Raw genomic sequence first — 13,638 nt, forward strand, 5'->3', positions numbered from 1 at the left:
TTTTTAGTTATTCAATCTTTAAATTCGAAAAATGAATAAGGAAATCAAAGAAAAAATTATTGAAGTTTGCGATGAGAAAATTGCTAAAAAAGGAGACAATGTAGGTTTGTCTTTTTATGCATTTTTCAAAAATAAAAACGACAATCCAAAGTTATTAATAGAACTTGCAAAATGGTGGATTGAAACACACAAATTAGATCATTTTGAAAAAGCAGTTAAGATTAGAGAAATGATAGAAAGCCCATCTTAATCTTCCCAAAGGGAAGAAACTGTTGAGGTTAAAAAAGACTAAATATTATAAAGAATTACTAACACGTAACAAATTCCCTTTCCTTTGGAAAGGGTTAGGGATAGGAATGAATTTAAACTTAAAAAACAAAAACGCATTAGTTTGCGGAAGTACACAGGGAATAGGAAAAGCAACCGCTATTTTATTAGCAGAAGAAGGCGCAAACGTAACTTTAATTGCTAGAAACGAAAACAAGCTAAAAGCAGTTTTATCAGAATTAACAAATAACGAATCGCAAAATCACAACTATTTAGTTGCCGATTTTTCTAATCCAGCAGCACTAAAAAATGTTTTAGAAAATTCAGAGGTACAATTTCATATTTTAATCAATAATACAGGAGGACCAAAAGGAGGGGAATTGCTGTCTGCAACTTCCACTGAATTAATAAACGCTTTTCAAATGCACATTGTTTGCAATCAAATTTTAGTGCAAGCTGTAGTTCCTTTTATGAAAAAGGAGCAATATGGTAGAATTATCAATGTAATTTCCACCTCTGTAAAAGAGCCAATTCCTGGTTTGGGAGTTTCAAATACCATTAGAAATGCAGTTGGCAACTGGTCAAAAACGCTGGCTTCAGAACTTGGCGAATTTCAAATTACAGTAAATAATGTGTTACCAGGTTTTACAGATACAGCACGTTTAGATCAAATTATCGAGTTAAAAGCGCAAAAACAAAATACAACTGAATTAGAAATGGAGCAGATTATGAAAAGTTATGTGCCTGCAAAACGTTTTGCAAAACCAGAGGAAACTGCTGCTGCAATTACTTTTTTAGCAAGTGAGCAAGCGAGTTATATCAATGGAATTAATTTACCTGTAGATGGTGGAAGAACTAAAAGTTTATAAAAGCCCATCCCTAACCCTTCCGAAAGGGAAGGGAATTGAATTGTGAAAAATAATTATATTAGTGATTAAAATAAAGTATTAATAAAAAATTCTAAATTTACCCAGTTTGGAGTTCCTTCCCTTTGGGAAGGCTAGGATGGGCCTTTTGATATGAGCAATCTAGTACAACCAATAAATTTTAAAAAGTGGATTGACGAACATCGTCATTTACTAAAACCACCAGTTGGCAACAAACAAGTTTGGAAAAACGGCGAATATATTGTGATGGTTGTTGGTGGACCAAACAACAGAAAAGATTATCACTATAATGAAACTCCAGAGTTTTTTTATCAATTAGAAGGAGACATGATTTTAAAAGTCATCGACGAAAAAGGGAAACAAATTGATGTGGAAATTAACGAAGGAGATATTTATTTATTGCCAGGAAAAGTACCACATTCGCCACAAAGAAAAGCAAACACAGTTGGTTTGGTGATTGAATATCCACGTTCTAAAAACATGATGGATGCTTTAGAATGGTATTGTGAAAACTGCGAAAATCAATTGTATAGAGAAGAATTTAAATTAGATGATATAGAAACTGACATGCCTATAATTTTCGATAATTTTTATTCTGATGCAGAAAAATGTACCTGCGATACCTGTGGAGAGTTTATGGAAGCTCCAAAAAAAGTTTAAAAATGACAATTGAAAAAATAGTTTTAGAAAGTTTTTCTAAACAAGGTTTTATGAAACATTTGGGAGCTAAAATAATCTCTATAGATGAAGGTTTGGTAAAGGTTTCTTGTATTAAAAGTGATAATTTAACACAGCAAAATGGCTTTTTTCATGCAGGTGTTATCACTACTATTGCTGATGCAGCTTGTGGATATGCAGCCTTAACTACGATGCCAATTGGATCTGATGTTTTAAGTATTGAGTTTAAAACAAACTTAATGAAACCAGCTATTTCAGAGAATTTAATAGCCATAGGTAAAGTCATAAAATCTGGTAGAACTTTAGTTTTTTGTGAAGCAAAAATTATGGATGAAAAAGAAGAAACTATTTTTGCTACCTTTCAAGGAACAATGATTTGCAAACAACCAACATAAAATGAAACGTAAACTAAGAATTAACGGACACTCACATTTATTACCTTATCCAGAAGAAATTCCTCAATTTATGAAGGAAAAAGAAATTTTTTGGGTAGATGATGAGCGCAAACACATGCTCCAAAAAGATTGGAGTAGACCAGTAACAGATTCTAGTTTTTTCTTAGACGAGAAATTACGTTGGATGGAAAAAAACAAGCTAGATCATGCTGTGGTTTTAAATCTTTCTCAATTGTATGGAAATGGTTTGCGTTTAGAAGAAATGAAAAAAGCGTTGCGTTTTCAAAACGATTTTAATGCAAAAGTGCAAAGAAATCATCCTTCTAAATTTACGTGCGGTTTTGTAGTGCATCCAGGTTTTATTTACGGTGCTTTAGATGAAATGAAACGTTGTGTAGAAGAATTAGGTTTAAAAGTGTTGTGTTTGCCAACACATTTTATGGATTCTATTGGACAATGGAGATGCGTTTTCGATGAAGAAAATGATCGGATTTTTGAATTGGCAGATAAATACAAATTAGCCATTGAAATTCATCCTTATGATGGAGATAAAATGATTAAACTTGAAAATACCAATTGGCGTTTTCACTTAATTTGGATGCTGGCACAATGTGGAGATGCGTATCATTTTTATACTTTAAATGGCATGCAAGAACGTTTTAAGAATATTAGAACGTGTTTTGCACATGGAGGACAATTAGCACAAATGAATTTAGGTAGAAGAATTCAAGGTTTTGATGGAAGACCAGATTTATTTGAAGGGAAAACACATCCTAGAAAAGCCATTGGTCATAAAAATATCTTTTTTGACACCTTAGTTCACGATACAGATTCACTAAAATTGATGTTTAAAAGACAAGGAACTCATCAGGTTTTAATGGGGTTAGATGATCCTTATCCTTTGGGAGAAATGGAAAATGACAAACAATCTTCTTATCCAGGAAAAATTTTAGATTTGGCTGTAGCTCAAAATATAATTACAGAAACCGAAAAAGAACAAATTTGGGAAGATAATGTACTGCAATGGCTTTTTGGTGATGATGAGGTTGCTAAACAGGATTTAGTTGATAAGATTTTGAAATAAGTTTTTAGTGGGCAGTTAGCAGTCAGCAGTAGCAGTGATTACTGAAAACTACGACTGCCAGCTGTATACTGAAATTTGCCAGAAGAATACTATTTCTCACATCTCTTTAGTACTTCTTCTGCTCTAGAAACCATAAACGTTGGATAAAATTCTTCCTCTATTTTTTCTTCTTTACCTAGTTCAATAGCACGTTTTATTTGATCACAATAAGGTTTTGTAGATTTTCCAAAAAAACCAGCCATTCCCATATTCCATTCAGCATACCCCAAAATTACTCTTGGATTATTTGGGGCAATTGCTAATGCTTTTTCATATAATTGGCTGTTTTTTCCAGATAATGTCATGCCATATTTTTGACCATCAAAAGCAATATAGGCAGTGTTTAAAAGTGCCTGTGTAATCATAATTTCAGGGTTGTTTTCTGAATTTGATTTTGCTAGGTCTAAAAACTCTTGAGCTTTGGTTAATTTTGCATTTAAAACAGCTTCTTCTTTTAAACCAAAACTTCCTAAAATTTCTACAGTTGCTGCATAATAAGCAGGTTTCCATTTTGTTGGTTCAGCTTTTGTAATTCGTTCAAATAGTTGTGATGCTTCTGTCATTTTTCCTTCTTCCCAAAGACCGAATGCTTTCTGCATTCCTGTTTGATATTTTGATTGAGCAGATACAATTCCTGCAAATAAAAGAGCAATAATTATGATTGATTTTTTCATTTTAGTTTGTTTTAAGTTGATGTTTATATTTTAAATTTCAATATTTATCGATTTGTTTTCCTCTAACATAAATTTTGCGTCTTCGTATTTTGGAGGCCCCATAAAACCAGTTGCGTTGTTAGAACAACCATAATCTTCTTTAGGAATTCCCATAAAATTCGTGTCCATTTTTTTGTTATCATTTTCATCGTGTACAAAAGAAACTGCATATTCTCCTTTTGGTAAATCTTTAAAAGTAACCACAGATTTATTATCCTTTATTTTTGAAATTTCACCTTTAAATTGTTTGTTTAAAAAATCTTCTTTTTTGTTATAAACACCAACCAATAAAGTGCCTTTATCTGAACTTAATCCAGAAATATTTACAGTTAAATCAAATGTTTCTTCTTGTGCAGTTGTAGTTAAAATGCTAGTAAAAATTAAAGCGATTGTTAAAATTAAATTTTTCATAAGATTAGTTTTTATAGTTTGTTTTTCTTTAATGATTCAAATATCAGATGTTTTTAGCAAATTAAAACAAATAACATACCGAACTGTAATTTTTTGATTCTGAACTGTATTTATTGGCTTTTTTTGGTTTTTGAATTCTAACAAAAGTGATTTATTTTTGTTTTTATCCATTCAGTTTTGTCATTTCTGTAGAAGTGACAACTGTTTTGGGTTTTATTTTTTTTAATTCAGTTTTGTATATTGTTTTGATAATTAATTATTTTAGATTCATCTATTAGTTCGCAAACAAGTATAGCCCTGATTGAAATGGCATCCTTTTTATGCTGAACTAGATTCAATATCTGTTAAAAGTAATAAAATTAGTTCTTAAAAATAGAGAGATACTGAAATGAATTCAGCATAAAAAGATATAAAGGAAAGCAGGAAATAGCTCCAAAAAACACTATAAATTGTTTAAATTATTTGATGTTTTATCATCGCTAATTGTCCAGAAGAAACCTACAAAAAAGAAGGTGTCAGCATTTGGAACAATGGCTTGTCTGTCGAAATTTCCATTTATGTTTGGTGTATTTTTATAATTGTAACCAAACACATTTTTGGTGCCCAAAGCATTGTTTAAAGAGAAATATAATATTTTTTGTTGATCTATTAAATACGCCCAATTTAAACTTACTGAATTGAAGCTTTTGGTTTTATTATTCAAAAAACCTGGTTCATTTGGATTTGTATAGGTTCTGCCAGATGCAAAATTGTAAGCAAAACCTACCTGACTTTGTAAATTCTCAATAAAATGTTTGCCAACGATTGATAGATTATGGGCTGAAGCAAAGTTGGGAGTTGCTGCTGTTGGGTAGTTTCTAAAATCTCTTTTGGTGTCTAAAAAAGAATACGAAATCCAATAATCTGTGTTTTTTATTTTACCATTTTGTCTCCAAAAAACATCAATTCCTTTTGCGAAAGCAGTTCCATTGTTATTAAAATTTGAGATAAAATTTGGTTGTTCAGAATCGAATTTTACCAAATCTTTATAATCTTTGTAATACGCTTCAATTCTAAAAATCTGGTTCTGTTTTGTATGTTGAAAATTGGCAATTAAATGTGTTGTGTTTTCTGCTTTAAAATCTTCATTAAATTTTAAATAATTAGTACTCGGATTTTGATAAAATTGCCCATAAGCCAAAGAAAACTGTGCATTTTTACCTGTTTTGTAAGATATAGATGCTCTTGGCGAAATTGTAAATTGATTCAATAAATCCGAATGTTCTGCTCTAACACCTATTTTTGTTGCTAAATTTTTAGAGAAAAAAATGTCAGTTTCTGCAAATGAAGCAAATATATTATTATCAAAACCATACTTAAAAGTTTGGTCATTAATAGGGTTGTAAATTTCATCGAACTTTGTGATGAAGTATTCAGAACCAAAACTGACTCTAAATCTACTTGAAAATTGCTTGTTTAATTTGACTTTAAAATGTGCTGAATTTTCAGAATTCTCAATGTTATCATCTTCTATTTTCAATGTAGAATTATCCTTTGTAAAGCTGAAACCACTTTCAATTCGCCAATTATTACCAATTTTATTTTTATAAGAACTGTTGATGTATAAATTTCTATTGTTCAAGCCAAAACGCAAACCATCATCAAAATTAATATCATCTTGAATAACTTCTAGATCTGTGTAACTAAACGCACTATAAATTTTTAGCATAGAATCGTCTTTAAAACTGTGTCTGTAAACAGCTTCTCCACTAGCAGATTGAAAAGGTTTTATAAACTCATTTCTATCAGGAAAAAGATCTGTATAAGGTTTTAAATTGATATAAGAAGCGTTTATACTTAATGAGTTTTTGCCAAAAATTTGTGTATTGCCAAGACCAACACCCAAAGTCATTAACGAGATTTCTGTTTTTTCTTGATCTGGTTTGTCAATCGTAGTTAAATCTAAAACTCCAGACAAAGCTTGTCCAAATTCTGCAGAATACCCTCCTGTTGAAAAAGTAATTCCTTTGAATAAAAAAGGCGAATAGCGCCCACGAGTTGGAGCATTATTTGGTGTTGGACTGTAAGGAGTAAAAACGCGCATTCCGTCAATAAAAATTTGAGTTTCATCAGCATTTCCACCTCTTACAAAAAGCCGACCATCTTCTGGGTTTGCAGATGTGCCAGGTAAGGTTTGTAAAGCTCCTAAAACATCGCCAACTGCATTTGCTGTTGTTACAATATCCAAAGGTTTTAAAACGGTTACTTTTGCTGCTTCACCTGCTTTAAATGTTCCTGCATTTATGACAACAGCATCTAAAGAATTAATATCGTCCTTTAATTTAATCTGTAGATTTTTTAAATTTTTAACGTCATCAAACTTTACAAAAGTTTCATAAGAAACAAAAGAAACTACTAAAGTTTGTGTTCCTTTTTCTTCGGTTTTAAAAGAAAACTCTCCTTTTTCGTTGCTTGAAGTTCCATCGTAAGTGCCATCTAAATAAACACTTGCTCCCAGAATTGGTTGCTTTTTCGAGTCGATAACTTTACCAGAAATGATAATTTGTGCCTGTAAAGAAATTGTAAAAATTGTAAGGATTAACGTTAGAATTTGTTTCATCTTGATTGAGTTTGATGCTACAAAGATGTTGTAGATTACTCATTTTTAAAAAGAAGAAATACTGAGTTGTAGATTTTAATTGATGAGTTGTATATTTATTTCGAATCAAATTTTAGGGATTTTCAATGATTCATTTTTTTTTAATGGTTTGTTTTGAAGGATGTAAAATACAATTCCGCTGGCAAAATATAAGAGAACATCTACAAAATCGGATGTATATCTTTTTACATATTTAGGAAAAACAAATTCAAACAAAATACTATACATAAAACATACATATACTATTATTGCTAAGCTAAGTGTGAAATTTTTATTGTTTCTAGTCCATCTTAAAACAATTAAACAAATAAACAGTACAATTGGAATTATTAAAAAATCATTTAGATAATTATGAATAATTTTTGGAAGTTGAATATTAAAATATTGCAAAGTATAAATTAAAGTTCCAAGTATAAATGAGGAGATACAATAAAAAGTTAGATTTTTATTCATTTTTATTTGTTTGAAACAGGATATTTTGAGATCAAGAAACAGGAATTGAATATTTTTTATAATTGCCAAGAATTCGAGGATATAATTTTTTGAGTTTTAAACCTTAAACCTATTACCCAGCTGCAACCATTGCAATCAACCAAGCTAAACCTGCACCAATTGCACTCACTACAGTTATTACAGAGTATAAAACCCAACCAACTGCTCTATAAAATACATTGGGACTTCTCTTTAAACGTTCAGCTAAATTTGGATTTTCAATATCGTGAATAGCTTCTTTTATTCGGTCCTGTTTAACGGATTCTTCTTTTATTTCTCGTTTCTTTTGATGAGAAATTAATTCACCACAATTTTCACAATACTCTTTATTGGTATTAAAAACTCCACAATTTGGACATTTTATAATTCTTGTACTCATTTTAAATTAGCTTTTTTTCTTTTTATAAGGACGAATGATCAATCTTGTTTCTCTATCAAATCTGATATAATTATAAACCCAATTTAAGAAAACGATGGCTCTGTTTCGAAATCCAATTAACGAAAAAAGATGCACAAACATCCAAACAAACCAAGCAAAAACACCTTGAAATTTCCAATTTTCTAAATCTACCACTGCTTTATTTCTACCAATTGTTGCCATAGAACCTTTATCATTATACACAAAAGCGGTTGTTTTTTTGTTGAATAATTTTGCTAAAATGTTTTTAGCAACTAATTTACCTTGTTGAATGGCAGGCTGTGCCATCATTGGGTGTCCAAAAGGATTTTTTTCTGAAACCATACAAGCAATATCGCCAATTGCATAGATATTAGCATATCCTTCAACTTGATTAAATTCATTTACTTTATACCTTTCAGCTCTATCTATCATACAAGTTGCGTCTAAACCATGTACCATTTCTCCTTTAACACCTGCAGCCCAAATTACGGTTTCTGCTCTAAAATGATCTATGCCATTTGTGGTTACTATTTTGCCATCATAATCTAAAACTCGTAGATTTTTCCAAACATTTACGCCTAAACTTATTAAGAAATCTTCGGCTTTTTCTGATGCTTGAGCACTCATTCCTTTTAAAATTTCTCCAGAACTTTGTATCAAATTGATTTGCATTTGCCTAATGTCTAAATCAGGGTAATCTTTTGGTAAAATCCCTTTTTTCATTTCTGCCAAAGCACCTGCCAATTCTACTCCTGTTGGGCCACCACCAACAATTACAAAATTCATCAAAGCGTTTCTTTGTTCAATATTATCTGTTAAAAGAGCTTCTTCAAAATTTTCTAAAATAAGACTTCTAATGTTTAAAGATTGAGGAACAGATTTCATTTCCATGGTGTTTTTTTCGATATTTTCATTCCCAAAAAAATTGGTTGTTGAACCTGTTGCAATAATTAATTCATCATAATCTAGGTTTCCAATACTCGTTTCTATCAAGTTTTTATTAGGATGAATTTGCACAACTTCTGCCAATCGAAAATAAAAATTATCGACATCGTTAAAACGTTTTCTTAAAGGAAACGCAATAGAATCTGGCTCTAAACCACCTGTAGCAACTTGGTATAGTAAAGGTTGAAAGGTGTGATAATTATGTTTATCTACCAAAACAACTTGTAGTTCTTGTTTTTCTAAACCTTTTGCAGCTGCTAAACCAGCAAAACCACCACCAATTATTACAACTCTAGGAAAACTTGATTGTGGTATATTCATTTAAATTTGATACTTTTTAGATTCTTACAAATTTACTGAAAATGAACGCTATTTGTGCGCTCTTTTAATAGTTTGAAGTCTTTTATCTGAATTGATGAATTCAGTAATAATTTTAAAACGAAGATTCTCTATTTCTTCATCAAAATATTTTGCCCATTTATCATCAGTTAACAAATGTTTAAGTTGTTTTATTTTTTGTTGCCCTTCAGAAAATGTATGTAAATACTTTGTAGAATTTTCTTTTTTTGGTTGAAGTTTGGCTGTTTTATGTTGAAAATCTACCTGAATAAAAAATATTTTCTCTGATGAATTAATGGGATAAAAATCGCTCCATTTTGCAAAACCAATGACGACTTGTTGATTTTTATACCCATCATTTGCAATTAACTTCCATCTGCAATTGGCAACTCTTCCCCAATGATTGGATTTTCTGTAAACACCTTCATCAGCATAAAAATACTCGCTTTCAGATTTGCTTTTGTAATTGGTGTTTTTTGGAAACTCAAAAGTATCCACTTGTTGAAATTCACAAAAAGTATGTTTAAAGAAATTAGTTTGATCGTAAGTTTTCAAGTAGCAATATTTATTGGTTTCAAATTTAGTTAAAACTAATTATTTTAGAGCATTTCACTTTCGCTTCTAAAAAATATTAGCCACGAATTCACAAATTTTACTCAAATAGTTTAGATTTTATATTTCACGAAGCAAACTTTTAGTTTGCAAACCAAGGCTATGACTTTTATTAGATATTGATTTTAGTTTATAACTAATTTTCTTGAAATTTCCCTCTCATAACCTTTCACAAAAACAGTGTCGTTCTCAAATTTTACTTTTGCAAAAGCAGAGGTGTTTTCAGTATCCACCATTCCTTTAAAGGTTAAATAATGTACATCGTCAACAAATTCATAAGCTCCTGCATGATTATGACCGTTAAAAAATAACTTTACGTTTTTGTATGGTTTTATCAATGCTAAAAATTGTTCTCTATTCCAAATATTATGTTGATCTACTGGAAAAATAGGAAAGTGACAATAAAAGCCAACTTTTTGATTTTCTTTTATAGCTTCGTCTAATTCAGTTTTAACCCAGGAAAGTTGTTGGTTGCTTAAAGCACCATTCCATTTTTGCACAAAAGGTAAGTTTTTGTCTTTTAATTCGTTAAATAAGGAATCTGTTTGTTGAGCTTTTTTGTTGGATGTTGTTCCGTAAAAACTCAAATCATTCCCATCTAAAACGATAAATCTCCAGTCTTTTACAACAAAACTGTAATATCTTTTTTGGATGTTTAGTTTTTCTAAAACCTTCTTTTTTAAAGAATCTTGTACTTCAAAGTCGTGATTTCCTAAAACATGATACGAATTCGATTTTATGGTATTCCAAGTTGGTAAAATACTATCTAAACTGTTAAAATATTTATCAATAAAATCACCTAAATGAATGGTATAGTGTAAAGAATCTTTGTTTAAAATGGCAACAGCTTCTTGTAATCTTTTTGGCGCTTTTTTGTAATATCTGTCCCATTTTACATCACAATTACAATATTGGCAATCTGCAATTATGCCAATTTTAAAAGAGGAGTCTGTTTTTTGTGAACAGGCATTTATCAACAATAATAGAAATACAAAAATTATAATTTTCTTCATAAGCACCAAAAGTAACCAAAAGTAGGCACTTTATGAATATAAAAAAACGCAATCAAATTAATGATTGCGTTTTGAATTTGTTCTGTTTAGCTTTGGAAAAATATTCTTTTTTGTAAATATCAAAATCCATAAATTTATAAAATATCAACTTATTTACAGAATTTTAAATATTTCGCCCTTAAAGGGCTTTATATTAGTTTCAAAAAAGTATATTATTAATATTTCATCCCTCTGGGATTTTAGCTCCATAGGAGCTTAATATTAATAAAAGAAATTTTGAGAAAATAACTAGAGTTCCATAGGAGCAAAATATAATTCATAAAAAAACGCAACCAAATTAATGATTGCGTTTTACTTTTTTTTCCTGCAAGGTTTTCAAAACCTTGTAGGTATTATTTGATTTTCTACTTTGAGAAATTTAAACTTGATTTTATTGTTTGAAATCTCAAAAAAAATAAAATAAGTTCAATTACGTGTTTTATAAAGACAAAAAATATGTGGATTGATAAAAAAAACGCAACCAAATTAATGATTGCGTTTTATGTATAATTTGATTCTCTACTTTGAGAATTCAAAATTGATTCTCTATTTTGAGATCCCGCAAAAAAAATGCGGGATAAGCGATTCACGAAAAATTTCTAATGAAATTTTTGTTCTCTGCTTACTTTACTTCCTCAAAATCTACGTCTTCAACATTGTCTCCATCTGCTTTTCCAGCTTCTGGTTGACCTTGTTGACCAGCTCCAGGATTTTGTCCTTCAGCTCCACCTTGTGCAGCATACATCTCTTCAGAGGCAACTTTCCAAGCTTCGTTGATTTTTTCCATGGCAGCATCAATCTGAGCTAAATCTTTAGATTCGTGTGCAGCTTTTAACTCCACTAAAGCAGCTTCAATTGGTTCTTTTTTATCCGCAGATAATTTTTCACCAAATTCTTTTAATTGCTTTTCTGTTTGAAAAATCATAGAGTCAGCTCCATTAATTTTTTCAGCAGTTTCTTTTGCTAATTTATCAGAATCAGCATTTGCTTCAGCTTCTTCTCTCATTTTCTTGATTTCTTCTTCAGATAATCCTGATGAAGCTTCAATTCTAATTTCGTGAGATTTGTTTGTTCCTTTATCTAAAGCAGAAACTTTAATAATACCATTGGCATCAATATCAAAAGTTACTTCTACTTGAGGCACACCTCTTTGTGCTGGTGGTAAACCATCTAAATGGAAACGACCAATTGTATTATTATCAGCAGCCATTGCTCTTTCACCTTGTAAAACGTGAATTTCTACAGAAGGCTGATTATCTACAGCAGTTGAAAATACTTGAGATTTTTTTGTTGGAATGGTTGTGTTTGCATCAATTAATTTTGTGAAAACATTCCCCATTGTTTCAATACCTAAAGATAAAGGTGTAACGTCTAATAACAATACATCTTTTACATCTCCAGATAAAACTCCACCTTGAATTGCAGCTCCTAAAGCAACAACTTCATCAGGATTTACACCTTTACTTGGTGCTTTTCCAAAGAATTTTTCTACAGCTTCTTGTACAGCAGGGATTCTTGTAGAACCACCAACTAACACTATTTCATCGATATCTGACTTTGACAAATCTGCATTTCTTAAAGCAGTTTCACAAGGTTCGATTGTTCTTTTTACTAAATCGTCAATTAATTGCTCAAATTTAGAACGAGATAAAGTTCTTACCAAGTGTTTTGGTCCAGAAGCAGTTGCAGTAATATAAGGCAAGTTAATTTCTGTAGAAGCAGAAGAAGATAATTCAATCTTTGCTTTTTCAGCAGCTTCTTTTAAACGTTGTAAAGCCATTGGATCTGTTGTTAAATCCATGTTTTCATCCGCTTGAAATTCAGCAGCTAACCAATCAATAATTTTTGCATCAACGTCATCACCACCTAAATGTGTATCACCATCTGTTGCTAAAACTTCAAATACGCCATCTCCTAATTCTAAGATAGATACATCATGTGTACCACCACCAAAATCAAAAACAACTATTTTTTTATCGTCATTAGATTTATCCAAACCATAAGCTAAAGCAGCTGCAGTTGGTTCGTTAATAATTCTTCTAACTTTTAAACCAGCAATTTCACCAGCTTCTTTTGTAGCTTGTCTTTGTGCATCGTTAAAATATGCAGGTACAGTAATTACAGCTTCAGTTACATCAGATCCTAAATAATCTTCAGCAGTTTTCTTCATTTTCTGTAATACCATCGCAGAAATTTCTTGTGGTGTGTATAAACGACCATCAATATCTACTCTTGGTGTATCATTATCTCCTTTTACAACTTTATAAGGAACTCTTTTTACTTCGTTAGAAGATTCAGAGAATTTGTTTCCCATAAAACGTTTTATAGAAGAAACTGTTTTTGTTGGGTTTGTTACTGCTTGTCTTTTTGCAGGGTCACCAATTTTACGTTCTCCACCTTCTACAAATGCTACTATAGATGGTGTTGTTCTTTTTCCTTCAGCATTTGGGATTACAACTGGCTCATTACCTTCCATTACAGAAACACAAGAGTTGGTTGTTCCTAAATCTATTCCTATTATTTTACTCATACTATTAATTTTATAATTTAAAATTCGTTTTTTTCAATTTACACTTACCAATAGTCAAACTGTATGCCAACTGTTTTTTGATAAGAAAATGTCAGTTTTATAAAAGTTTTTTTAAAAATGATGTGACAAGTTGACACAAAATGTATCTAATCAATA

General features: G+C 30.7%; 13 protein-coding genes. 5 read left to right on the top strand and 8 right to left on the bottom strand.

All coding sequences use genetic code 11. The features are described from left to right. Nucleotides 1-31: 31 nt before the first annotated feature. The 5 genes from P161_RS0110290 to P161_RS0110310 all read left to right on the top strand — a co-directional run bounded on the left by P161_RS0110290 (nucleotide 32) and on the right by P161_RS0110310 (nucleotide 3,311). Nucleotides 32-250 carry a DUF6500 family protein gene (locus tag P161_RS0110290; protein WP_026776913.1) on the top strand — a complete coding sequence of 73 codons (219 nt, stop codon included), beginning with the start codon at nucleotides 32-34 and terminating at the stop codon, nucleotides 248-250. A 106-nt stretch (nucleotides 251-356) separates the two neighbouring features. Further along, nucleotides 357-1,136, top strand: coding sequence for an SDR family oxidoreductase (locus tag P161_RS0110295; protein WP_026776914.1), 780 nt, complete (start codon nucleotides 357-359; stop codon nucleotides 1,134-1,136). A gap of 150 nt (nucleotides 1,137-1,286) precedes the next feature. Continuing rightward, complete coding sequence (locus P161_RS0110300) at nucleotides 1,287-1,814, top strand: 3-hydroxyanthranilate 3,4-dioxygenase (protein WP_026776915.1); 528 nt, start codon at nucleotides 1,287-1,289, stop codon at nucleotides 1,812-1,814. Nucleotides 1,815-1,816: 2 nt separating this feature from the next. Next, entirely contained in the window at nucleotides 1,817-2,227 is a 411-nt protein-coding gene (locus P161_RS0110305) for a PaaI family thioesterase (RefSeq protein ID WP_026776916.1), read from the top strand. A gap of 1 nt (nucleotide 2,228) precedes the next feature. Continuing rightward, on the top strand, nucleotides 2,229-3,311 hold the full coding sequence (locus P161_RS0110310; RefSeq protein WP_026776917.1) for an amidohydrolase family protein: 1,083 nt from the start codon (nucleotides 2,229-2,231) through the stop codon (nucleotides 3,309-3,311). Between the two features lie 89 nt (nucleotides 3,312-3,400). Here the strand turns inward: P161_RS0110310 and P161_RS0110315 are convergent, their stop codons facing one another. From P161_RS0110315 to dnaK, 8 genes are all read right to left on the bottom strand, one after another. Then, nucleotides 3,401-4,024, bottom strand: coding sequence for a hypothetical protein (locus tag P161_RS0110315; protein WP_026776918.1), 624 nt, complete (start codon nucleotides 4,022-4,024; stop codon nucleotides 3,401-3,403). A 30-nt stretch (nucleotides 4,025-4,054) separates the two neighbouring features. After that, nucleotides 4,055-4,474 carry a DUF2141 domain-containing protein gene (locus tag P161_RS0110320; protein ID WP_026776919.1) on the bottom strand — a complete coding sequence of 140 codons (420 nt, stop codon included), beginning with the start codon at nucleotides 4,472-4,474 and terminating at the stop codon, nucleotides 4,055-4,057. A gap of 442 nt (nucleotides 4,475-4,916) precedes the next feature. Then, nucleotides 4,917-7,073 carry a TonB-dependent receptor gene (locus P161_RS0110325; RefSeq protein ID WP_026776920.1) on the bottom strand — a complete coding sequence of 719 codons (2,157 nt, stop codon included), beginning with the start codon at nucleotides 7,071-7,073 and terminating at the stop codon, nucleotides 4,917-4,919. A gap of 604 nt (nucleotides 7,074-7,677) precedes the next feature. After that, nucleotides 7,678-7,983, bottom strand: a complete 306-nt coding sequence (locus tag P161_RS0110335) for a hypothetical protein (RefSeq protein WP_026776922.1) — start codon at nucleotides 7,981-7,983, stop codon at nucleotides 7,678-7,680. 6 nt (nucleotides 7,984-7,989) lie between these two features. Then, nucleotides 7,990-9,270, bottom strand: coding sequence for an NAD(P)/FAD-dependent oxidoreductase (locus P161_RS0110340; protein ID WP_026776923.1), 1,281 nt, complete (start codon nucleotides 9,268-9,270; stop codon nucleotides 7,990-7,992). A 48-nt stretch (nucleotides 9,271-9,318) separates the two neighbouring features. Then, complete coding sequence (locus P161_RS0110345; RefSeq protein ID WP_026776924.1) at nucleotides 9,319-9,843, bottom strand: hypothetical protein; 525 nt, start codon at nucleotides 9,841-9,843, stop codon at nucleotides 9,319-9,321. Between the two features lie 182 nt (nucleotides 9,844-10,025). Beyond that, entirely contained in the window at nucleotides 10,026-10,913 is an 888-nt protein-coding gene (locus P161_RS0110350; protein ID WP_026776925.1) for a metallophosphoesterase, read from the bottom strand. Between the two features lie 661 nt (nucleotides 10,914-11,574). Beyond that, on the bottom strand, nucleotides 11,575-13,482 hold the full coding sequence (dnaK, locus tag P161_RS0110355; protein WP_026776926.1) for a molecular chaperone DnaK: 1,908 nt from the start codon (nucleotides 13,480-13,482) through the stop codon (nucleotides 11,575-11,577). Nucleotides 13,483-13,638 lie beyond the last annotated feature (156 nt).

Source organism: Polaribacter sp. Hel_I_88 (assembly GCF_000687935.1).
Classification (GTDB): domain Bacteria; phylum Bacteroidota; class Bacteroidia; order Flavobacteriales; family Flavobacteriaceae; genus Polaribacter.

What these genes read in the sequence shown, in the direction of transcription:
- P161_RS0110290 (WP_026776913.1), top strand. Translation starts at nt 32, where the DNA reads ATGAATAAGGAAATCAAAGAAAAAATTATTGAAGTTTGCGATGAGAAA.
- P161_RS0110295 (WP_026776914.1), top strand. Translation starts at nt 357, where the DNA reads ATGAATTTAAACTTAAAAAACAAAAACGCATTAGTTTGCGGAAGTACA.
- P161_RS0110300 (WP_026776915.1), top strand. Translation starts at nt 1,287, where the DNA reads ATGAGCAATCTAGTACAACCAATAAATTTTAAAAAGTGGATTGACGAA.
- P161_RS0110305 (WP_026776916.1), top strand. Translation starts at nt 1,817, where the DNA reads ATGACAATTGAAAAAATAGTTTTAGAAAGTTTTTCTAAACAAGGTTTT.
- P161_RS0110310 (WP_026776917.1), top strand. Translation starts at nt 2,229, where the DNA reads ATGAAACGTAAACTAAGAATTAACGGACACTCACATTTATTACCTTAT.
- P161_RS0110315 (WP_026776918.1), bottom strand. Translation starts at nt 4,024, where the DNA reads ATGAAAAAATCAATCATAATTATTGCTCTTTTATTTGCAGGAATTGTA.
- P161_RS0110320 (WP_026776919.1), bottom strand. Translation starts at nt 4,474, where the DNA reads ATGAAAAATTTAATTTTAACAATCGCTTTAATTTTTACTAGCATTTTA.
- P161_RS0110325 (WP_026776920.1), bottom strand. Translation starts at nt 7,073, where the DNA reads ATGAAACAAATTCTAACGTTAATCCTTACAATTTTTACAATTTCTTTA.
- P161_RS0110335 (WP_026776922.1), bottom strand. Translation starts at nt 7,983, where the DNA reads ATGAGTACAAGAATTATAAAATGTCCAAATTGTGGAGTTTTTAATACC.
- P161_RS0110340 (WP_026776923.1), bottom strand. Translation starts at nt 9,270, where the DNA reads ATGAATATACCACAATCAAGTTTTCCTAGAGTTGTAATAATTGGTGGT.
- P161_RS0110350 (WP_026776925.1), bottom strand. Translation starts at nt 10,913, where the DNA reads ATGAAGAAAATTATAATTTTTGTATTTCTATTATTGTTGATAAATGCC.
- dnaK (WP_026776926.1), bottom strand. Translation starts at nt 13,482, where the DNA reads ATGAGTAAAATAATAGGAATAGATTTAGGAACAACCAACTCTTGTGTT.